Raw genomic sequence first — 23,272 nt, 5'->3', positions numbered from 1 at the left:
TTACTCTGCTTTCTTGGCTGCGGGTTTTGCCGCTGCCGCCGCTTTCTTTGCGGGCGGCTCAACTTCTTCGAGTTCGCTCAGTGCAAAGTTATTGGTGTTGACACCGCCAGCTTGACCACTGTAGCCCGTGTAATTGACCTTATCAAAGCGCACAATCACCGGATATTTGATGCCGCTTTGGTCGATCGAGGCGACGGTGCCGACATCGCGATACCAGTAGGACTCTTTACGCAGAATGCGGACTTTTGAACCACGTTGAACCATGACTGTTCTCTTCCTTTTGTTTTGAAAATTAACGAACTCAATCTATGCAAAAACACATGATGCCGCGTCAATTTTCCTCAATTTACTACGGGAGTTGAACCGAAGCGCGATCGCCGTTACGAGTTGAAACATTCTGATACAAATTCAGCCCAAAGCCACGTCCAGAAACATCATCAGCACAAATCCAATCATTACCCCTAGCGTCGCTTGCTTCTCGATTCCTAAGCTGTGCGACTCCGGAATAATCTCATCGCTGATTACAAATAACATCGCTCCGGCTGCAAATGCCATTCCCCACGGCAGCACGAGCGCGGCGATCGAAACGACCCCCGCCCCGATTAAACCTCCGATCGGCTCGGCAAGTCCCGTTAACAGCGCCACACCAAATACCTTTCGTCTGCGGTAGCCCTGAGCCAGAAGCGCGATCGCCACCACCAGTCCTTCAGGGAAATTTTGCAAGCCAATTCCTAGCGTTAGGGCAATTCCATTCGCGACATCGCCCCCACCAAATCCAACTCCGACCGCTAATCCTTCGGGAAAATTGTGCAGCGTAATCGCAATCACAAACAGCCACACTTGACGTAATCGGCTTGCAGTCGCTCCTTCTGCCCCTTTAATGAAGTGTTCGTGCGGAAAGTAGCGATTTGCTAACCAGAGGAACGCACCCCCAAGCAGAATGCCACAAACAACGATCGCGGCTGCGGTTAGTTTGTTCTGCGTCAACTTCTCCGCCGCTTCAATGCCCGGAATCACCAGAGAAAAAGAAGTTGCAGCTAACATCACGCCCGCCCCAAACCCCAAGAGTGCGCCCTGAGTTTGCGGAGTGATTTCCTTGATGAAAAAAATTGGGAGCGCGCCTACTCCGGTGCCCAATCCCGCGACTAAACTCCCCGCCAACCCCAAAAGTGTGACGTTATCCGCCATAAGTTCGACCCCGCCAGCTTTTCGGCTTTCGAGTAGAAGACAGGAAGATTCGGAAGACTGCGGCTGGATCGGCTAAAGGAGAGAACCAGAATAACCAAGCACCTTTGGCAGAAGAACGATCGTAGGACTGCAAGACCGCCGCATTTAATCCAATTCGCATCGCGACCAATGCTCCATTCAATCCAAGGGCGATCAATGCAGGTAATGTTGTATGTCCAGAAGAGACCATCCAAGCGCTTACAATCAACAACGGAATCGGCAATGCTTGCACCAAGATCAAAAATGCTAAATCTCCCCAAACTTGCGCGGGTGTTGCAGCATCTTTGAGATCGAGCGATCGACCCCATTCATCCCAGGTTTCCGCCATGCCTTCGTACATTCGGACTTTCAGCACGTTTGCACCATCGAGAAAGCCCACTTTTGCACCCGTTGCCGCAATGTTACGAACGAGCGTGACATCATCGCAAAAGGAACCTTTGGCGCTAGTGTAGCCGCCCACTGTTTGAAGGAGCGATCGCCGACAAAAGAAACACTGCCCGTTTGCCATCACCCGCTCTGGAGAGCTACCAATTTCACCCGCTGCCCCGAATCGATACACCAGCGTCATCAACAACGCAGGCTGAAGCCAAAACTCACCCGGATATTTGAGAATAAATCTCGGTGACAACGTGATCAGATCGTAGCCCTCAGTTGTCGCCGTTTCGAGCAAGCTACACACCAAACTTGGATGCGGAATCGTATCGGCATCAATTCCCAAAATCCACTCGCTGTCCGGCGAACTCGCCAAAAATCCGTTATGCAGCGCCCACGGACGACCGACCCAATCCGAAGGAAGCGGATCATCATTCATTAATCGAAATCGCGGATCAGTTTCTTGAGCAGCTTTAACCAAATCCGGCGTTTTATCGATCGATCGACTATCGACGATCGTAATCTCTCGCACTTCATACGTTTGGCGCGTCAACCCTTCGAGACAGGGCGCGATGCGATCGGCTTCATTCAGCGTCGGCACAACGACGCTCACCGCACCCAAAAAAGACGGATTCGGTAACTGAGGCTGAAGGGGGGAACGACGCACCGCACCTTTAAGCAACCGTGATAGCAAAATCGCCGCCGCCGGGATTTGAACCAGCAGCAACCCAAAGAAAAATCCATCTTGAAACGCAAAAGCCTGGGAATCGACTAATCCCAGGCAAATCATTCCGGTGTGCAGCATAAAATTCGTCAACCCTTTAACCCCTTATCGCTTTGAATGATTACAAAAAAGAGATGCTCGATCGAGCATCTCTTCTCAATCTCTATTTTTGAGAAAGTCCGACCGAAACGGTGGGCACATCTCGCGAGACCGTCCCAGAAAGCGAAGCTTCGAGTCCTTGAGTGGGTCTACTCATCCACCAAAGACCGATCGCCGGAACAACTCCCAGCACAATGCTCATGCAGGTTGGAATCAAATAGCGCGAATCCAATTCTGCCACCGTAATGATCGCCCCAAATGCAAAGTTAATCAGGTAAACCACCAGCGGCACTGTCAATTGAGCGCGAGTTAAGTTTAGCGGCTTTGCTCTCCAGAACAAGGAAGCCACAAACATAAATAGCGCACCAGTTCCGAGCCAGCCCGTGACATTGCGATAAGGCATTCCAAAGAATTCGCCGACTTCCCCAAATTCCCAGAACGGATAAGGTGCCTGGCTCATTGCCGGATCAAGCACGAAATCCCATGCCGTTAACAGAACTGAACCCAGTGCGATCGCTCCGGTTAATTGCGCCCACAGGGGTAACTTCAGGCTTTCTAAGCCTGCTCTTGCCAGCACAAAGCAGCACAAGCCGACATAAAACCACGACAGCGGAATTGTGAATGGCACAAGCCCTGCAATCTTATAGCCCAATCCGCTCAAATAGCCGTATGCCCCAAAGGGAAACCCTGTACTTGTACCGAGTAGTTCGCTTCCCAAAGATAGAAACACCGCAGGCAACATAAAGGTGAGCCAGTGCCGCATTCCGAGCGTTCGGTAAGCATAAAGAGCTACCGTAATCGCGCCGAGCAGAATATATCCCACACCGCCATTTGCCATGCTCCAACCGAAAGCAGATTGCCCGATCGCCGGGAGGGAAGCGATAAATTCTGGATTGGGCAGCACCAGTAATAATCCTGCCAATCCAAAAGCCAGCGCCAACGTATGTCCCATTAAACACAGGCGCTCCACAGTAACCAGTTGCTTCATACCGTTTCCTCAGAAAATATGGCACTCATTTTGCCTGATCATACAGTTTACAAATCTTCAGGCTCATTCTTGCGTTTCCGATGATGCTTTTTTAAGATTTCCGTAAAAAAGATCGCTGCATTCGGTTGAGGCCCGATCGCGCCAAAACTTCAGAATCATCTGAAACGTCCTTCTGATTAGTGATAGAAGATCTGTTGCTAATTTTCTTCCTTTACAATCTCTTCAGGATCTCCAGTTCCTTGCTATGATCCCCTCAATCTCTTCACATTCGGATTGAATGGCTCAGATTAATAGTGCGTTCACCCTCTTTTTGAGTTTGATGGTTGAGGCAATGCCCTTTTTGCTGCTGGGGGTATTGTTCTCTGGATTGCTTCAGTTTTTTGTGGATGAAAAGAAGCTTGTCGCGATTCTGCCAAAAAATCCGTTTCTAGGCGCGTTTGCAGGCAGTTGTATTGGATTTCTGTTTCCGGTGTGCGAATGCGGCAATGTGCCCGTGGCGCGGCGGTTGATGCTACAGGGTGCGCCGACATCGGTGGCGATCGGTTTTCTGCTGGCGGCTCCGACGATTAACCCGATCGTCTTTTGGGCAACTTGGACAGCATTTCGCGATCAGCCGGAAATTGTGTTCTATCGCATCGGGTTTTCGCTGGTGATTGCCACGATGATTGGCTGGGTGTTTAGCGCTCAGAAAGATGTGCGCCCCCTGCTGCAATCGAGCGTTGCATCCTATCTTTCTCGCAAACTAGATCCGCCTAAATCCTCGGCTTCACCGCTGTTGCAGTCGGGGACTTATTTTCTGGGACAGTCGAGCAAGCCGCTGATTACTGACCCGATCGAGCTGCAAACCGCCATGGAAAGCACCATTTCAAAACCCACTAGCTATCGCCTGAGATTGCTGCTCGACAACACGCTGCAAGAGATGCGCGAGTTGGGCGGCGTTTTGGTTTTAGGAAGCGCGATCGCGGCGATTTCGCAGGTGTTTGTGCCGCGTGAAATTATTCTCGGCTTGGGTCAGGATAATGTCACCTCGATTCTGGCAATGCTGATTTTGGCGGCGGTGGTTTCGATCTGCTCAACGGTTGACTCATTTTTCGCGCTGTCGTTTGCATCGACGTTTACGGGCGGATCGCTGGTTGCATTTCTCGTCTTTGGCCCCATGATCGATCTCAAAGGTGTGGGATTGATGCTGTCGGTGTTTAAGGCGCGAGCAATTCTCTATATTTTCGGATTGGCGGGATTGTTGACGTTTCTATTTTGCTTGTTTGTGAACTTGTATATCAGTTAATGATGTCTAGAATTCCTTGGCATATTTTGATCCCGTGGCTGGATCTGTTAGCGCTGATGGCTTGGGGTTTGGCAATTCTCAAGTTCTGGTTAACGAATGAATTATTTCTGCTGATCCATCCAAATTACAAGATTTTGACGATCGCAGCCGGATTCTCGCTGCTGGTGATTAGCGGTATCAAAGGCTTTTTTGTCTGGAAAGCCAGTCAAAATGCGCGACCGATTCCGAGCGATTTGCCGCATATCACGCTGTTTCCGCCAGGGCTGAGTAGTGCATTGTTGTTGGGGGTCGCGATCGCCGGATTGATCATCACGCCGCGCCCGTTTACGAGTCAGACGGCAATCGATCGCGGCGTGAATGATTCGATTACGCTGACGCGAGTTCGACCGCAAACGTTTCGCGCCTCGGCTCGGACTGAGGATAAAAGCTTGATTGACTGGATTCGGACGCTTCAGGTGTATCCGGAACCCGATGCTTATACGGGACAAAAGGCAAAATTGCAGGGATTTGTCGTCGTCACACCGGAATTGTCCGATCAGCATTTTTTACTGACCCGATTTGTGATTACGTGCTGCGCGGCGGATGTCTATCCGGTGAGATTGCCGGTGAAGTTGACCACGGGGTCGCGATCGGACTACAAGGTTGATTCTTGGCTCGAAGTCGAGGGTCAAATGACTACAGAAACTTTAGCTGGCAAGCGCCAATTAGTCGTTCAAGCAAGTTCAATTAAGCCGATTCCAGAGCCGAAGAATCCTTACGATTATTAGCAAACGGGCGGGGAGATGGTAGTTTCCTCGCCGACGCTTGACTATTCCACTTCGCCGGGTTCTAGAATGCGCTGGAACAGGTAGCCCGTTCCGCGTGCCGTCAGAATCAGTTCGGGGTTGCTGGGGTCGTCTTCTAGCTTGGCGCGGAGGCGAGAAATGTGGACATCCACGACGCGGGTATCGACGTGGCGTTCAGGTGTGTAGCCCCAAACTTCCTGAAGAATTTCCGATCGCGAGAACGGTTCCCCAGAGCGACTCACCAAGAGTTCGAGCAAACTAAACTCCATTCCGGTTAGCCGGATGCGTTCGTCGCCTTTATACACTTGGCGCTTGTTTGTATCGATGCGGATGCTGTTGATGTGAATCACACCAGAACTGGGAATTCCGGTGACACCTGTTTTATCCACGCGACGCAGAACCGATCGAATGCGGGCTTCGAGTTCCTTGGGAGAGAACGGTTTCACCACATAATCATCGGCACCGAGTTCGAGTCCGGTAATGCGATCGGCGACATCCCCAAGCGCGGTCAGCATGATAATCGGCACATCAGACTCTTTGCGGAGTTCCTGGCAAACCCCGTAGCCGTCGAGCTTCGGCATCATCACATCGAGAACCACCAGATCTGGATCGGCATTGCGGAAAGTGTCGAGGGCTTCTTCACCGTCTGCTGCTGTCACCACATCGTATCCAATCATCGACAGGCGAGTTTCTAGAATGCGACGGATGCTGGCTTCATCGTCTACAACCAGAATCTTTTCTTTATGACTTTCCACAGTTTGTAATGCTCCTTGAAGTCAAATCTGTAGTCGTTAATTTTTTCAACTTTTATTATGGAGATAGTAGCTCACTTTTTAATTCTCAGGCTATCAAATCCTGATTATGGCTGAGCTTCAGGCTTTCTTAAGCTTTACGAAAGTTCACAAGCAATCTATTTTTTTAAGTTTTGCAAATGCCTAAAGTACGATCGACGTTTGTTTGCAACGATTGTGGAGCGGAATTTTCTCAACATTTCGGTCGCTGTCCGTCTTGCTCGACCTGGAACTCCCTCGAAGAACAGGTCGCTCGTCCGGCAACTCCGCCCGCAGCGATGGCTCAGATTACACGGATACGCGGCACGAATGGCAAGAGTCGATCGAATACTCCTGCCCAAGCGATCGCGTCGCTAAAGCTAAACGAGATTTCTGATCAGGCTCAAGATCGCTTGGCATCGGGATATGTGGAACTCGATCGCGTGTTGGGCGGTGGGATTGTGCCCGGATCGCTGGTGCTGATTGGCGGCGATCCGGGAATTGGGAAATCGACGCTGCTGCTTCAGACGGCAAATCGATTGGCGACGCGCTATCGAACGCTGTATGTCTGTGCGGAAGAATCGGGACGACAGGTGAAATTGCGGGCGCAGCGATTGGGCGTGGGGAAAAAGGCGACTCCTGAAGAAGCGGAATTGATTGAGCCATCTGAGGAGGGCAGTCTTCATCTGTTGCCAGAGATTGATTTGGATACGATTCTGACCGAGTTGGAATCACTGAAGCCGAGAGTGGCGATTATCGATAGTATTCAGGCGCTGTACTACAGTGCGCTGACTTCGGCTCCCGGATCGGTATCGCAGGTGCGAGAGTGTACTTCGGTTCTGATGCAGGTAGCGAAACGGCAGAATATTACCCTCTTCATCGTTGGTCACGTCACCAAAGAAGGCGCGATCGCAGGCCCGAAAGTTCTAGAACACCTGGTCGATACGGTGCTGTACTTTGAGGGAGATCGCTTTGCAAGCCATCGATTGCTGCGATCAGTGAAAAATCGCTTCGGGGCGACCCATGAAATCGGCGTGTTCGAGATGGTCGATCAAGGGCTACAAGAAGTACTCAACCCGTCGGAGTTGTTCTTGGGCAGCCGAGAAGATGCCGCATCGGGGACGGCGACGATCGTCGCTTGTGAGGGCACCCGTCCGATCGTCGTGGAGTTGCAGGCGCTAGTAAGCGCGACGAGTTATAGTTCACCGCGGCGATCGACCACGGGAATCGAGTACAACCGATTGCTGCAAATTCTGGCAGTGCTGGAAAAGCGAGTCGGTATTCCCTTATCGAAACTGGATGCTTATGTTGCCTCGTCGGGCGGTTTGAATGTAGCTGAACCTGCAGCAGATTTGGGTGTAGCGGTGGCAGTGGCGGCAAGTTTTCGCGATCGTATCGTTGATCCGTACACGGTGTTGATCGGGGAAGTTGGACTCGGCGGACAGGTGCGCCCGGTTTCTCAGACCGAATTGCGATTGAAAGAAGCCGCGAAACTGGGATTCAAAAAAGCGATCGTGCCTAAAGGTGCAAATTACGGGGATGTAGGGATGGAAGTGATTCCGGTGGCGCGGGTGCTAGATGCGATTAGTGTGGCGCTGGCAGGAAGTCGGGCACGACAGCCAGAGGAGCATGAAACAGAGGAATAAAGAAAGCTCTGCCTCGATGAGGCAGAGCTGATTCTCTACAGGAATAAAAGCAGCATCGGCAAGCTAGGGTGATGCAAACCCATGGCTTTTGTCAACGATCGATACCCGGACTTGCGAAAGCTAGAAATCGCTCAAAAGGGCGAGCTTTCGCAAGTCCGGGTTCACCGCGACTAATTACTCAAAGCAAAGCTTGAGGTTATTTGCCGATGACCGCTTTCGCACGCGCTACAACGTTCTCCACGGTGTAGCCGAATTTCTTCATCGCTTCACCGCCCGGAGCCGAAATTCCGAAGCGCTCAATGCTGATCATGTCGCCTTCTGATCCCATGTACTTCTGCCAGCCAAAGCTCGAAGCTGCTTCTACAACTAAGCGCTTTTGATCCGCTTTCGGGAAAATCGTGTTTTTGTAAGCTTCATCCTGCTCCTCAAACAGTTCCCAGCAAGGCATTGATACCACGCGAACTTTATAGCCTTCAGTCCGTAGCTTCTCAGCCGCTGTAACACACAAGCTGACTTCGCTTCCGGTTCCAACCAAGATGATGTCCGGCAGGTCGTCGCTACCAGAGAGAATGTAAGCGCCACGGGATACAGCATCGATCGAGCTGCCATCCAGGTTCGGCAAGGCTTGACGAGTCATTGCCAGCAGCGAAGGCTGATCGCGGCGCTCCATTGCGATTTTGTACGCGCCAGAGGTTTCGTTACCATCAGCAGGACGGAAGACCAGCAGGTTTGGGATGGCGCGTAACGATGCGATCGTTTCGATCGGTTGGTGCGTTGGGCCATCTTCACCCAAAGCCACTGAGTCATGCGTCATGACATAAATGACTTGAGCTTGCGACAGTGCCGACAGACGAATGGCGGCTCTCATGTAGTCTGCAAACACCAGGAAGGTTGCACAGTAGGGAATCAGCCCTGAACCGTGCAGCGCAATGCCGTTACAGATTGCGCCCATTCCATGTTCACGGACTCCAAAGCGGAGGTTGCGGTTTTGATAAGAGCCTTTCTGGAAGTCGCCGAAGCCTTTGAGTAGAGTCAAGTTCGAGTGGGTTAAGTCGGCAGAACCGCCGATTAATTCAGGAACGACAGGCGCGATCGCGTTTAGAGTTTTCTCAGAGGTTTGACGAGTAGCTAAGCCTTTGTCTTCGGGAGTGTAGGTCGGTAGGCACTTTTCCCAACCGTCTGGAAGTTTGCCGCTCAGCATCCGCTCAAATTCTGCGGCTTCTTCGGCATACTTCGATTTGTAGTTTGCAAACGTCGCATTCCATTCGTCTTCGAGTTTTGTGCCGCGCTCGATCGCTTTGCGCCAGTGGTTCAACGCATCTTCAGGCACAACAAACGGTTCGTGATCCCAACCGAGATTGTTCCGTGTTGCCGCAACTTCATCGCCACCCAGTGCCGCACCGTGAACGCCTGCGGTGTTGGCTTTGTTCGGAGAACCATAGCCGATCGTCGTGCGAACTTTGATCAAAGTCGGTCTACCGGTTTCCTGCTTCGCCGTTTCGATCGCTTCTTGGATCGCTTGCAGATTGGTGTCACCGTCGGGAACGACTAAAACTTGCCAGCCGTAAGCTTCAAAGCGCTTGCCCACATCTTCCGTAAAGGAAACGGAGGTATCACCGTCGATCGAAATGTGGTTGTCATCGTAGAGTGCGATCAGTTTACCGAGTCCTAAGTGTCCAGCGAGTGAACAAGCTTCACCGGAAACACCTTCCATGTTGCAGCCATCACCCAAAATCACGTAGGTGTAGTGGTCTACGATCGTCGCCTCTGGCTTGTTGAACTTCGCTGCCAAGTGCGCTTCCGCCATTGCCAATCCAACCCCGTTGCAAATCCCCTGACCGAGCGGACCTGTCGTGACTTCTACACCCAGGGTTTCAAAGTTTTCCGGATGTCCGGGAGTGCGCGATCCGAGCTGACGGAACTGCTTGATGTCTTCGATCGTCACGCTGTCGTAACCTGTCAGGTACAAGAGCGCGTATTGCAGCATCGAACCGTGACCCGCCGACAAAACGAAGCGATCGCGATTAAACCATTTGGGATTTTTCGGGTTAAACCGCATGAACTTATCCCACAGCACAAAAGACATCGGAGCTGCACCCATCGGCAAGCCTGGGTGTCCGGATTTTGCCTTTTCAACTGCGTCGATCGCTAAGAAGCGAATCGAATTAATGCAAAGTTCTTCGAGTGACTGGGCTGCAACGACCATGATTTCTGTTAAGAATGAACGACGATTGGGCAATAACGGAAGAATTCGGACAGAACGCGAATACCTGTTTCCATTATGAAGAATGGTAGGCAAAACTACCTAATCAGAAAAAGCTATCGGAACCTGCTATTCGATAACAGCCTCCTAATAATCCTCGATAACGGTAGACACTTCAAGCTCAGGGCACAAACTTTTTGAATGCCAGTGTGACGTTGTGTCCACCAAAACCGAAGGAGTTTGAAAGCGCCACGTTGACAATATGATCACGGCTTTGATTCGCCACGTAATCCAAATCACACTCTGGATCAGGCTCAACTAAGTTAATCGTGGGAGGAACGCGATCGTGCTTGATTGCCATGACGGTTGCGACCGCTTCGATTCCCCCAGATCCGCCGAGTAAGTGTCCGGTCATCGATTTGGTTGAGCTGACGAGAATTTGATGAGCGCGATCGCCAAGGGCAGTTTTGATCGCCATGGTCTCGTTCGGATCATTCACGGGTGTACTTGTGCCGTGAGCGTTGACGTAATCAACTTGATCCGGGGTTAATCCGCCATCTTTGAGGCAGAGCTGCATTGCTCTGGCGGCATCTTTTCCGCCGGGAGTTTGGCTGGTGATATGGTAAGCATCGCAAGTCACGCCGTAGCCGACGATTTCCGCGTAGATTTTGGCTCCACGGGCTAGAGCGTGTTCCATTTCTTCGAGCAGAAGAATGCCTGCCCCTTCACCGAGTACGAAGCCATCGCGGTCTTTGTCAAACGGACGGCTAGCGTGAGCCGGATCGTCGTTGCGGAGGGAGAGCGCTTTACAAGCGGCAAAGCCAGCAACCGCAAGCGAGGTCACGGCAGCCTCGGTTCCGCCGCAGATCATCGCCTGAGCATAGCCGCGTCGAACCCATTGAAAGGCATCACCGATCGCGTTTGATCCGGCAGCGCAGGCTGTCACTGAACAAGAGTTTGGGCCTTTCGCACCGATTTGAATCGCGGTTAATCCCGCCGCCATGTTCGCGATCATCATCGGAATCATGAACGGGCTACAGCGATCGGGGCCTTTGGTTAGATTAACTTCTTGCTGATCTTCCAGCACTTTCAAACCACCAATGCCCGTTCCGATCAACACGCCGACCTGCTCGGCGTTGAGGTCGTTGATCGTGAACTCGGCATCTGCCAAAGCTTGCTTACTGGCTGCGATCGCGAGTTGACAGAAGCGATCCATCCGCTTGGCTTCTTTGCGATCCATATATTGATGCGGGTCAAATCCCTTCACCTCAGCCGCAAAACGGCAATCGTGCCGGGACGCATCAAACAGGGTAATCGGGGCAACGCCATTGCGCCCGCTCATCAAACCGTCCCAGAACTCAGAAAGCGTATTGCCGATCGGCGTAACTGCACCAAGCCCTGTGACCACAACGCGCTTATTTACCGAATTTGTCATGATGTCCAATAAAGAAAGGGAGTAGGGAGTTGGGAATAGGGAGCGGGGGGTGGCACATTGCGTCTCCCGACTCCCGACTCCCGCTCATTATGCGGTTTCTGCAACTCTGCTGCTGATGTAATCGACTGCCTCTTGGACAGTGGTCATCTTTTCTGCCGCTTCGTCGGGGATTTCGATTTCAAATTCTTCTTCGATCGCCATTACAAGCTCAACGACATCGAGCGAATCGGCACCGAGATCGTTCTGGAAGTTTGATTCCGGACGGATGGTGCTGGGATCGTCGATGCTCAACTGTTCTGCGACGATCGCTTTGAGCTTATCAAACAATTCTTGACTCATGATTCCTCTTGGGTTGCAGCAGCAACAAATCTGACTAAACGAAAAATCCACTCCTCCGTTGTTCTGTCATGGCAAAGATTGCTGGCTGCTGCGCACCCAACAATTTGAGCTTGACAATACGGTTTTGAGCATTTTTTCATCTTACCCCGTAAGAATCTCGTTTCAGCTTTAAAAGAGAGACACAAGAGCGATCTTATTTCAGTCCTTGATGAGCAACGTTGTACGCGATCGAGAGTGAGATTTAGAGCGATCAGTTAGGCGTCGATTGCTTTTCCTCAGGTGCTAAAAATTGATGCGCTAATTTCTGATGCTGGTGGAATTGGTTTCGCATCACTTAGAAGGTTAAGAGAAATTTAGAAGGTTAAGAGAAATTTTTAGAATGCAAAGCTGTGCATCAAACGGCAATAAAACAATACAGATTTCTGGGACAAAATCTATCCTAAAGCGTAATTTTTGAACCACGGCTTCCCTTACAACTGTTGAAGTTGACCAGATGCAGGTGGGAATGATTTCAGATCAGCCGATCCAAAAAGATGTTGAAGAGAGTTTTATTTTTCCAGCCTCATTTGCTCAACAGCGCTTATGGTTTATTGAACAACTTTTGCCGGGAGCCTCTCTCTATAGTATCCCCCTGGTCTTTCGGCTGACGGGTGATTTAAGGCGAGCGCAGCTTCAGCAAAGCATCGATGCGATCGTTCGGCGGCATGAAATTCTCAGAACAACATTCGAGCAGATTGATGGGCAGTTGCTTCAGGTCGTAGCTCAAGCCGCGCAAATCCCACTGAAATCTACTGATTTACGAACAATGCCTGCGAGTGTTCGCGAGAACATTGCAGTAGAGGAGATTTGGCAGGAGATTGAGCGACCGTTTGATTTGAATGCGGGGTCACTATTGCGATCGCGTCTTTGGCAGTTACACGATCAAGAGCATTTGTTTCTAATTTTGCTGCATCACATTATTTTCGATGAATGGTCGAGCGGCGTTTTAATTCGAGAGTTGGGGGAGTTTTATGCGGCGATCGTTCACGGTAAGCCTGCGGTCCTGCCAGAACTGCCTGTGCAATATGCAGATTTTGCTCACTGGCAACGACAGTATTTGCAAGGCGAGGTACTGACAACCCAGTTGCACTATTGGAAGCAGCAGCTAAAGGATTTACCTGCACTCAATTTGCCAAGTTCTATTTCTCGCGAGGATGAGCCACGTTACCGGGGGGCGAGTCAATTAATCGAGCTACCACAGCAACTATTAGACGCGCTGGAGGAATTAAGTCAGGAAGCGGGTGTCACGCTATTTATGACCTTATTGGCAGCGTTCCAAACTTTGATTTATCACTACACGGGACAGACAGATCTTGCGATCGGTTCTCCGGTTGCGAATCGTCACCAAAGCGAGTTAGAGGGCTTGATTGGCTTTTTTGTGAATAGCTTGGTGCTAAGAGCGGATTTAACAGGCGATCCAACGTTCCGAGAACTCTTAGATCGGGTGCGGAAGGTGACATTAGCTGCGTATGCTCATCAAGATTTGCCGTTTGAAAAGCTAGTTGAAGAACTCCAGCCGGTTCGGAACTTGGGACAGAATCCACTGTTTCAGGTTGTATTTGCGCTACAAAATACGCCGATGGAACAATTAGTGTTACCGGGTTTAGTGTTAAGTCCAGTAGATTTAGAAACAAAGACTTCGCGCTTTAATCTGGAAGTTTATCTTTGGAAGTGCGGCGATAACTTTCGGAATCTATGGGGTAAAGACTGGCAACAGACAGATGGATTACGCGGCATCCTTGTTTACAACACTGATTTATTTGATGGCAGCACGATCGCAGCTCTGCGCCAGCATTTTCAAACGCTATTAGAAAGCATTGTTGCGAATCCAGAGGCTTGTTTGTCTGAACTATCCTTGTTAAGTGTTCAAGAGCAAGACGCATTACTCAAGCATTGGAGCAGTCATCGATCGCATTATCCTGCAAGTGTCGGAATCCATCAATTGTTTGAAGCACAGGTTAAACAAAGACCAACTGCGATCGCGGTTCAATTTGGTGATCAATCATTCACCTATTCAGCTTTAAATCAAGGAAGTAACCAGCTAGCGCGGTACTTGCAGCGCTACGGTGTGCGGGCGGGAATGCCTGTTGGAATCTGTTTAGAGCGGGGGATTGAAGCGATCGCAGCAATGTTGGCTGTGCTAAAAGCGGGGGGTGCTTATGTGCCGCTTGATCCAAGCTATCCATCAGAGCGATTGCAGTTCATGATCGAAGATGCGGGAATTGCGATCATTTTAACCCAAGCAAGTTGGGCAGAGCGATTTGATCGAACTAGAGTGATGTGTTTAGAGCAGGAGTGGAGCGCGATCGCTGAAGAATCGGATGAAAATTTATCCAATGTTTGCACAGGAAATGAGCTTGCTTATGTGATTTATACTTCTGGTTCAACTGGAACACCCAAGGGAGTAATGGTGTCCCATCGCAGCGTTAATCGATTGGTGTGTGATACGAATTACATTGAGATAGAACCGAACGATCAAATTGCACAGGTAGCAAGTTTGTCCTTTGATGCAGCAACTTTTGAGGTTTGGGGAGCATTACTGAATGGAGCGCGATTAGTTGGGCTAGAGCGAGAGAGTACCCTTTTGCCGACTGATTTTGCGGCTCAATTGCAGCAGCATCAAATTAGCATTCTGTTTCTGACAACGGCATTGTTCAATCAAACGATTCGTCAGATTCCCGATGCTTTCCGTTCGCTCAAATTCCTATTATTTGGGGGCGAGATGGCGAATGTGGAGTGCGTACGATCGCTGCTGCATCAAGGAAAACCTCAACATCTCATGCATGTTTACGGCCCGACAGAAAACACCACGTTTTCAACCTGGTATGAAGTGCAAAGCGTGTCAGAGAATGCAGCTACCATTCCAATCGGTCAAGCGATCGCCAATACTCAGGTCTATCTATTAGATGCAAAGCTAAATCCAGTTCCCGTAGGGGTGAGAGGTGAGATTTACTTAGGGGGTGATGGTTTAGCGCAGGGATATCTCAACCGCCAGGAATTGACCGCAGAAAGATTTGTTCAGGTTGGAGACTTGAGGCTTTATCGGACGGGCGATCGAGCGCTGTATCGTCCTGATGGCAATCTTGAGTTTTTGGGACGAATAGATGACCAAGTTAAAATCCGAGGATTTCGAGTTGAGTTAGGTGAGATCGAGGCAATTCTCATACAGCATCCGAAGGTACAGACCAGCATAGTCATGGTGCGGGAGATAGACCACGATCGCCAGTTAATTGCTTACGTTGTTCCTCAAAGCTCTGAAGAGGTAACGGAGAAAGAGCTAAGAGCATTTCTCAAAGCTAAAGTACCTGCTTATATGTTGCCTGCTGGGTTTGTAATGTTAGATGCGTTGCCTTTGACTGTGAATGGCAAAGTTAATCCCAGAGCATTACCTCTTCCGAACTTCAGCAGCATAAAAGAAAATAGTCTGGTGCTTCCCGCAACCTCATTAGAAGCATCACTGATTGAACTCTGGATTCAACTGCTTGGGCGCGAACAGATCGGAACTCAAGATAGTTTTTTTGAGTTAGGGGGGCACTCATTGTTAGCGACTCAGCTTGTTTCACGCATTCGCGATCGATTTCAGGTTGAACTCCCCTTGCGATCGGTATTTGAAGCGCCAACGATCGCGCAATTAGCCCAAAGAATCGAAGCTTTAGGACAAACCAATTCGCGCCATCGTGAGGAAATTGAACTATGACGAACCGAACGATCGCTGAATTGGTGTCTTATCTTCAGAGTTTAGATGTTCAACTATCGATTAGGCATGATCATGCTGAAGTTCGATTGCGCTGTAATGCTCCAGAAGGAACTTTAACAAAAGAGTTACGCCAGGAATTAGCTGGGCGTAAAGCTGAAATCATTACGTACTTGCAATCTACTCAATCCGCTCAACTCAAAACTCAAGTATTTCCTTTATCGTTTGCTCAGGAACGATTGTGGTTTTTGTACCAACTTGCGCCTAATAATCCGTTCTACAATGTGCCTGCTGCCATTCGCCTGAAAGGAACTGTGAATCGAGCGGCTTTGGAGCGATCGTTTAATGAGATTGTGCGCCGCCATGCTGCCCTTCGTACTCGATTTGCTGTGGTTGACGGTCAACCCGTTCAAGTGATCGAACCGGATATCAAAGTTGATTTATCAGTGGTGCAGCTATCCAACGTCACAGCGCCTGAACAGATAAGCCAACAATTAGCGACGACTGAGGCACAGCGATCGTTTAATCTCGCAACGGATTCACTTTTACGAATCACACTGCTGGAGTTTAGCTCAACAGAAGCAATGCTGTTGCTCACCCTGCATCATATTGTTGCAGATGGCTGGTCGCTGGGTGTGCTGGTTCAAGAATTAGCGCACTGTTACACCGCATTTGTTGAGGAACGATCGCCAGAATTACCACCCCTACCGATGCAGTACGCCGATTTTGCTTGCTGGCAGCGCAACTGGTTGCAGGGAGAAATTTTAGAAAAACAACGATCATACTGGCTGAAGCAGCTACAAGATTTACCCGTACTGAATTTACCGAGCGATCGCCCTCGTCCTACAGTTCAAACCTATCGTGGCGCAACTTATCCTCTGCAATTTTCTCTAGAGCTGACCGAGCAATTAGAAGCTCTGAGTCAGCAGACTGGAGCCACTTTGTTTATGATTCTGCTTGCAGCATTTCAGACATTGCTACATCGGTATACAGCGCAAGAGGACATTGCGATCGGTGTTCCAATTGCAAATCGTCATCGCAGCGAAGTAGAAGGATTAATTGGCTTTTTTGTGAATAGTTTAGTGATGCGATCGGATCTGTCTGGCAATCCAACATTTCGTGAACTATTGGAGCAGGTTCGCAAGGTCGCATTAGAAGCTTATGAACATCAGGACTTACCGTTTGAGAAGTTAGTCGAGGAGTTAGATCCAGAGCGGGATCTGAGCCGTAATCCTTTGTTTCAGGTTGCTTTTGCACTCCAGAATGCTCCGATGCAATCTTTAGAATTACCTGGATTGACCTTAGAACCTGCACCCTTAGAGTCAGCTAGTACGCGATTTGATTTAGAGGTTCACTTGTGGGAACCTGCACACGGATTACGCAGCTTATGGCGATCGCAAGCAGGCTTAAGCGGATTTATTTCCTACAGCACAGATTTGTTTGATCGCGATCGCATCAGTCGTTTAGTTGGTCATTTTCAAACCTTGCTTGAAAGGGTTGTGGCGAATCCTGACGATCGCCTATCTGATCTCCCTTTACTCACTCCTGTAGAACACCAGCTTCTAGCTCAGTGGAACCAGACTGAGAGCCAACTTCAGAACGATCAATGTTTTCATCAAATCTTTGAAGCACAAGTACAGCGCGAACCCAACGCAATCGCACTTGTTTCAGAGCAAGAAACGCTCACTTATCAACAGCTCAACCAGCGAGCCGATCGCCTCGCACAAACTCTCAGACACCTGGGAGTGCAAGCCGATTGTTTAGTGGGATTGTGTGTCGATCGTTCTGCCAATCTGCTGATTGGGATTCTCGGAATTCTCAAAGCGGGAGGAGCCTATGTGCCGCTCGATCCAAACTATCCCCACGATCGACTCCGCTTCATGCTGATGGATACTCAGGTTTCAGTTTTGCTTACACAGTCTTGGCTGATTGATGTTCTCCCTGAATCATCCGCAAAGATTGTGTGTTTAGATCAACCGCTTCCACTTGATGAAGAGTGCGCGATCGCTTCTCCCCCAACGCCCGATCAGCTTGCTTATGTGATTTATACCTCTGGCTCTACAGGCACACCTAAGGGAGTGCTTTTATCGCATCGAGGATTGTGCAATGTGGTTGAAGCACAGCAACGAGTGTTTCATCTATCTCGCAACAGTCGAGTTTTGCAATTTAGTTCCTTGAGCTTTGATGCCTCCATTTTTGAGATTGCTTTAGCACTGGGTTCTGGCAGCACACTCTACATCCCGTCTAAGTCTGCTCAGCTACCGGGAATCGCTTTGATACGCTATCTACAAGACAATGCGATTACTCATGCTTTATTAACGCCAGCCGTCTTAGCTGTGTTGCCGTCGGCGGATTTGCCTGCGCTTCGGGTGCTGATTACAGGGGGAGAAGCTTGCTCTCAGCAGGTTATCGATCGTTGGGCAGTCGATCGCTTGTTCTTTAATGCGTATGGCCCCACCGAAACCACAATCTGGTCAACTGTTGCCGAACTTCACCCCGGCGATCCTCCTCTGTCGATCGGTCGTCCGATTGTTAACACGCAAGTTTATCTCTTAGATACCCACCTCAATCCGGTTCCTGTTGGCATTCCAGGCGAATTGTATATCGGCGGTGTAGGGCTTTCTCGGGGTTATCTCAATCGCTCGGAATTAACTACGGATCGATTCATACATAAAAAAGACCTGAGACTCTATAAGACAGGCGATCGTGCTTGTTACCGCCCGGATGGTTCGATTGAGTTTCTTGGTCGAGTCGATGATCAAATCAAAATTCGAGGATTCCGGGTTGAACTCGGTGAAATTGAAGCCACGCTACAGCGTCATCCTGCTATCCAAGATGCAGCCGTTCTCGCCTCTGGAGCAACGTCGAATGAGATGCGGTTAGTTGCTTATTTTAGTTTAGATCTTCAACAGTTACAGCAAACATCGCTTCAAACTCAACAAGTCGAGCAACAGGTCGAACAATGGCAAACGCTCTACAACCAAACCTATCAATCTCCAGCCTCTCGTTTTAACATCACAGGCTGGAACAGCAGCTACACCGGAGAGCCAATTTCCCCAGAGCAAATGCAAGAGTGGATCAGCGATCGAGTCCAGCAAATTCTCGCGCTTAAACCAAAACGAGTGCTAGAAATCGGCTGTGGTACTGGATTGTTACTGTTTCAGCTTGCGCCGCATTGTCAGAAATATGTAGGCACAGATTTTTCAAAAATTGCTTTAGAAGGAGTTCAGAACCAACTAGCAACACTTCCTCAAGTGGAACTATTGCACCGAATTGCGACTGATTTTACAGGGATTGAGGTTGAATCATTTGATGGGGTGATTTTGAATTCGATCGTGCAATACTTCCCCAGTGTGGATTACTTAATGCAGGTGCTAGAAGGAGCGATTCAAGCTGTAGCACCAGGAGGAACTTTATGGATTGGTGATGTGCGAAATCTATCATTGCTCACTGCTTTTCATGCTTGGATGCAATTTTGTAAAGCAGACGCAGGAATGGAGCGATCAACCCTGCAAAAGTTGATGAATCGATCGCGCTTTGAAGAACCAGAACTTGCGATCGATCCAATGTTCTTTTACGCATTACAAGATAGGTTTCCTCAGATTCGCTCTGTGCAGATTCGATTATCACGCGGGCAGCACCACAATGAAATGACTCAGTTTCGCTATAACGTTTTACTGCACATTAAAGACAGCTTGATAGATGAGGCTCAACTGAAATCTCCTGCAATTCAATCCCTAAACTGGAAAATCAACTCAGTGAATGTCGAGAAGATTCAGGAAGTTTTAATTCAGACGCAGCCAGAAATCCTCATCATCCAGAATGTTAAAAACAGTCGAGTGAATGCTGCTGTTAGAACTGCAACTTGGTTAAGTCGTGGAAAAACACCAAAAACAGTCGGGCAAATGCGAGAACAGTTCCAGGAATCGCCTGAATTTGCGATCGATCCTCAGGATTGGTACAGCTTAGAAGCATTACTGCCCTACACCGTCGAGCTTACCTGGACAACTGAAACAGAGACAGGTGATTATGATGTATCTCTGATCCGACAAGATATTGATGCTAAAACTAGCTCTCGTTCGGGAAGAATCAACTCATGGCAACAATACACAAATAATCCGCTTCAAGCTGAATTTGCGCGGCAATTGGTTCCTCAATTGCGCCAATTTCTCAAAGAAACCCTGCCGGAATATATGATTCCGGCTATCTTTTTACCGCTAGAAGCACTTCCAATCACAGTAAATGGTAAAGTCGATCGTCAAGCTCTACCTGCCTTCAGCGAAGACATCACCCACAGCGCGATCGCTAAAAGTTCAACTCATCCTACAACTGCCACAGAAACAACCCTATTAGAGATTTGGCAAAATCTTCTACGACTGAAGCAGATCACAATTCACGATAACTTCTTTGAGTTAGGCGGGCATTCCTTGCTCGCAACCCAAATGACTTCTCGTGTTCGTGATGGGTTTGGGCTAGAGCTACCCTTAAAGAGCGTGTTTGAAGCACCCACGATCGCTCAACTCGCCCCCGTTCTCGATACTTTACAGCAGCCCGCCTCAAAGATTCCGCCCTTAGTTCGACTCGATCGAACAGCCTTCCGCCGTCAACGATCGACTCCAGCCTCGAACATTCCCGACAAACCCTCTGTATCCTGGTCGCCCTTAGTCCCGCTCACACTCGGAACCAGCAAACAACCTTTCTTTTGCATTCATCCGATGTTTGGCGTTGTGCTGCCCTATCTAGAACTTGCAAATGCTCTAGATTGCGATCGCAGCTTTTATGGACTACAACCGTTGGGGCTGGATGGAAAAACACCACCGCTCAATCGAATTGAAGCGATCGCAGCTTACTACATCAAAGCAATCCAAACGGTTCAACCTGATGGAGCTTATCTTCTAGGAGGCTGGTCTTTTGGTGGCATTGTCGCCTTTGAAATGGCGCAACAACTCACCCGTGCAGGATATGAAGTGAAACTCTTAGCAATGTTAGACACCCCCGCTCCTTGCTATAAACCTTCCTTCTATCAAAGCCTGAAGTTTCTTTTAGGCACTGCACTTTGGTCAACCCTGCCATTTTTGCTCGACTATAGTACCCTTGCGCTCGATCGACTACAAGCTCGAAATTCTTGGTTTTCGCGCTGGCAATGGTCTACGATTTTGCGCTTAATTCCCGAAGAAACTCGGCTCCGATTTCTAGAAGAATCTGCCATTCCCTCACTGCTGCGGATTGTCTATGCCAATGCTCAAGCGACCTATCAATATGTACCTCAAGCTTATCCACATCGTATGGTTCTGTTTAAAGCGGCTGAACAGTCCGATCGCAATTCAATCGATCGCAATCCAACTTTAGGTTGGGATAGTTTGGTCGATCACCTTCGGGTACATCAAGTCCCAGGTAATCACCTCTCTTTACTCAAACAGCCCCATGTGCAAACCTTAGCGCAACAGTTGAATCACTATCTTTTAGATTAAAGCCCTTTAGATTAAAGCCGCCGGGCAGCGCAATATTTACGGTCTTGATCCGATTGCGGCTCCTGCCAAGAATAAGCAAAATGACTAATCGCCGAAATACGCGGTGACAGCGATCGCAATGCCTCCATTTGCACCTCTAACGGCGGACGATTGCTAATCGATTCCTGCCAAACTCCAGCTAAAACAGGTTTTACCTCGGTTCCCGGTGCTGCCTGCGCTAACACGCGCTGAACCTGCTGCACAACGCACTTTGCATTCCCACAAGTCGCATAAGACATCGGATGCCATGCGATATTATGCGGAAAACGATCCCACGGCTGCAAGCGAGAATCATACCCCTGCCCGATCGTTTGATTGCCCTCTGGAAAAAACACCGCTCCTGCTGGCAATCCTGCTTGTCGCACCGGATAGACTGCCAGATTGAGAAAATCAACCACGCCCTGCATAGCATGAGCCACACTCAACCGCCACAACTCTGCTTGCAAAACTCCGGCTCGCTGAGCCGAAGAGCCACGGGCTTCGATCGTGCTGGGAACGCGTCCCTGCCACATCGGAACTTTCTCACGCGGAAACAGCTTATCGACTGTCGCAACATCGCTAGCACTGATAAAGCCACGATTGATATAGCGTTTGATCAATTCCCGCCCTTTGTTATTCAAACCCCGATCGATCAGCGCTTGCCTCGATGCCTCTCCAAAAATCCACAAATCCTGCACGCTGGTTGTAATTGATTGTTTACCTCGACTGCGCGGATAGCGAATGTAATCAAACAGCACACCATCAGGCTTACGCTTGAGGACTTCTTGCATCATGCGGTAATAATCCTGTTTTGCCAGCAGACTATACGGGTCAATAAAGGCTTCATCCGGGTTCAATGTGCCTAAATCGGTACTCAGCCCCGCAACCGTATTGGCACGAAAGCTAGTCTGCCCACGACCATTACGTAACAAGGTCACTTGCTTTTCAGGCTTGATCGCATAGGTGTAGCCAAAGTTCATGCTAAACATCCAGGCATACACTTTTAAGCCACGATCGCGCCCTTTCTGAATCACCTGAGCTAACAAATCAGCATTATTCGGAGATTGCACCATCGATTGCCAGGCGGTTGGATTGTTCGCAGCAGGCAGCAACACTTGTCCGTTGAAGAATGTTTCCACATAAATCTCGTTGTAGCCGCGATCGACAATTCGATCTAATACCTCGTCGATCGCGCCCGGTCGAGCATCACAGGCATACAGTCGCAGCCAAATCCCCTGAGTTTTCAGCCAGTTCTGATTGCGACACTGCCGCAGTTGCTCCGCCTGTTGCCGAATTAAAGTTTGATAAGATTGCTGGGCTTCAGGGGTACCATTCAGCGCTGCCCGACGAGCCCCATCTTTCTGCCGGATTGCGTCTGTAGTTTGCTGGCAATAAGGCAGAAACTCCGCCTTAGCAACGCTCTGACATAGACCTTGGGCAACTAAACTGGTTGTAACGATCGCAAAAGCGATTCGGCTCCGAAGCCGACAAACGGAAACGAACATAAAGTCAGATCAATTCAACAGGTTCACAGTCATTCCAGAGTTTAGCGTTGAATTCAAAACTCTGAAGCAGGAGAATGGTCTCTTTATTTAGATGAAAGCCGCATGAGTTGCGATCGTTGAAAAATTTTCCCTGCATTAGCTCCGCGCCCAGCGAAACTTCCGGTCTGATTCCTGAATCGGCAAATCGTTGATGCTGGCTTCACGTCGTCGCATCAAACCATTCTCGGCAAACTCCCACTGTTCATTGCCATAGGAACGGTACCAGTAGCCAGAATCGTCGTGCCATTCATACTCAAACTTAACCGAAATCCGATTGTCGGCAAAGCTCCAGAGTTCTTTTCTCAGCCGATAATCTAGCTCTTTATTCCATTTGCGCCTGAGAAATGCCCGAATCGCCTCGCGCCCGTTGAGGAACTCCGATCGATTGCGCCATTGCGAGTCCTCAGTGTATGCCAGCGCTACGCGATCTGGATCGCGAGTATTCCACGCATCTTCAGCCGCTTGAACCTTAGCTTTTGCCGTTTCAAGCGTAAACGGCGGTACAGGAGGTCTCATTTCCATCAGTTAGCCCGAAAATGTCGGTGTTCATTCTACGCGCTAGATTCAACCCGACAATGGACAAAATGCTTAAGCTTTTTCACAACAAAACGCACCAGCCTGCTTGAACTGATG

General features: G+C 49.4%; 15 protein-coding genes. 5 read left to right on the top strand and 10 right to left on the bottom strand.

The annotated features are described in order from the left end of the window. The 4 genes from H6F51_09125 to H6F51_09110 all read right to left on the bottom strand — a co-directional run bounded on the left by H6F51_09125 (position 1) and on the right by H6F51_09110 (position 3,410). Positions 1-264, bottom strand: a complete 264-nt coding sequence (locus H6F51_09125; GenBank protein ID MBD1822659.1) for a photosystem I reaction center subunit IV — start codon at positions 262-264, stop codon at positions 1-3. Positions 265-408: 144 nt separating this feature from the next. Then, positions 409-1,188: a ZIP family metal transporter gene (locus tag H6F51_09120; protein ID MBD1822658.1), complete on the bottom strand. Its 780-nt coding sequence runs from the start codon at positions 1,186-1,188 to the stop codon at positions 409-411. Next, positions 1,178-2,389: a glycosyltransferase gene (locus H6F51_09115; protein ID MBD1822657.1), complete on the bottom strand. Its 1,212-nt coding sequence runs from the start codon at positions 2,387-2,389 to the stop codon at positions 1,178-1,180. Before H6F51_09115 ends, H6F51_09120 begins: the two co-directional genes overlap by 11 nt. A gap of 97 nt (positions 2,390-2,486) precedes the next feature. After that, entirely contained in the window at positions 2,487-3,410 is a 924-nt protein-coding gene (locus H6F51_09110) for a carotenoid biosynthesis protein (protein MBD1822656.1), read from the bottom strand. A gap of 277 nt (positions 3,411-3,687) precedes the next feature. On the opposite strand from H6F51_09110, the gene H6F51_09105 reads away from it, so the two are divergent. Continuing rightward, on the top strand, positions 3,688-4,695 hold the full coding sequence (locus tag H6F51_09105) for a permease (GenBank protein MBD1822655.1): 1,008 nt from the start codon (positions 3,688-3,690) through the stop codon (positions 4,693-4,695). Then, positions 4,695-5,462 (top strand): TIGR03943 family protein, encoded by a 768-nt coding sequence (locus H6F51_09100; GenBank protein MBD1822654.1) that lies wholly within the window; start codon positions 4,695-4,697, stop codon positions 5,460-5,462. The genes H6F51_09105 and H6F51_09100 overlap by 1 nt, the downstream gene beginning before the upstream one ends. A gap of 41 nt (positions 5,463-5,503) precedes the next feature. Here H6F51_09100 and H6F51_09095 read toward each other — a convergent pair whose 3' ends face one another. Next, a complete protein-coding gene (locus H6F51_09095; GenBank protein ID MBD1822653.1) occupies positions 5,504-6,235 on the bottom strand; it encodes a response regulator transcription factor in 732 nt (243 codons plus the stop codon). A gap of 176 nt (positions 6,236-6,411) precedes the next feature. Here H6F51_09095 and radA point away from each other — a divergent pair, with 176 nt between their 5' ends. Further along, positions 6,412-7,896, top strand: coding sequence for a DNA repair protein RadA (radA, locus tag H6F51_09090; GenBank protein ID MBD1822652.1), 1,485 nt, complete (start codon positions 6,412-6,414; stop codon positions 7,894-7,896). A gap of 196 nt (positions 7,897-8,092) precedes the next feature. Here the strand turns inward: radA and tkt are convergent, their stop codons facing one another. The 3 genes from tkt to acpP all read right to left on the bottom strand — a co-directional run bounded on the left by tkt (position 8,093) and on the right by acpP (position 11,873). Continuing rightward, positions 8,093-10,102, bottom strand: a complete 2,010-nt coding sequence (tkt, locus tag H6F51_09085; GenBank protein MBD1822651.1) for a transketolase — start codon at positions 10,100-10,102, stop codon at positions 8,093-8,095. Positions 10,103-10,280: 178 nt separating this feature from the next. Beyond that, positions 10,281-11,534: a beta-ketoacyl-ACP synthase II gene (fabF, locus tag H6F51_09080; protein ID MBD1822650.1), complete on the bottom strand. Its 1,254-nt coding sequence runs from the start codon at positions 11,532-11,534 to the stop codon at positions 10,281-10,283. Positions 11,535-11,621: 87 nt separating this feature from the next. After that, positions 11,622-11,873 carry an acyl carrier protein gene (acpP, locus tag H6F51_09075; GenBank protein MBD1822649.1) on the bottom strand — a complete coding sequence of 84 codons (252 nt, stop codon included), beginning with the start codon at positions 11,871-11,873 and terminating at the stop codon, positions 11,622-11,624. 505 nt (positions 11,874-12,378) lie between these two features. Here acpP and H6F51_09070 point away from each other — a divergent pair. After that, a complete protein-coding gene (locus H6F51_09070) occupies positions 12,379-15,609 on the top strand; it encodes an amino acid adenylation domain-containing protein (GenBank protein ID MBD1822648.1) in 3,231 nt (1,076 codons plus the stop codon). Beyond that, positions 15,606-21,077, top strand: coding sequence for an amino acid adenylation domain-containing protein (locus H6F51_09065; GenBank protein MBD1822647.1), 5,472 nt, complete (start codon positions 15,606-15,608; stop codon positions 21,075-21,077). Before H6F51_09070 ends, H6F51_09065 begins: the two co-directional genes overlap by 4 nt. Before the next feature lie 11 nt (positions 21,078-21,088). Here H6F51_09065 and H6F51_09060 read toward each other — a convergent pair whose 3' ends face one another. Together H6F51_09060 and H6F51_09055 are read right to left on the bottom strand one after the other, a co-directional pair. Next, entirely contained in the window at positions 21,089-22,600 is a 1,512-nt protein-coding gene (locus tag H6F51_09060) for a hypothetical protein (protein ID MBD1822646.1), read from the bottom strand. 135 nt (positions 22,601-22,735) lie between these two features. Beyond that, a complete protein-coding gene (locus H6F51_09055) occupies positions 22,736-23,161 on the bottom strand; it encodes a nuclear transport factor 2 family protein (GenBank protein MBD1822645.1) in 426 nt (141 codons plus the stop codon). Positions 23,162-23,272: the final 111 nt, after the last annotated feature.

The organism is Cyanobacteria bacterium FACHB-DQ100, assembly GCA_014695195.1.
Lineage (GTDB): Bacteria > Cyanobacteriota > Cyanobacteriia > Leptolyngbyales > Leptolyngbyaceae > Leptolyngbya.
The sequence above is the reverse complement of the archived record's forward strand: the minus strand, read 5'-3'. Positions and strand labels throughout refer to the sequence as shown.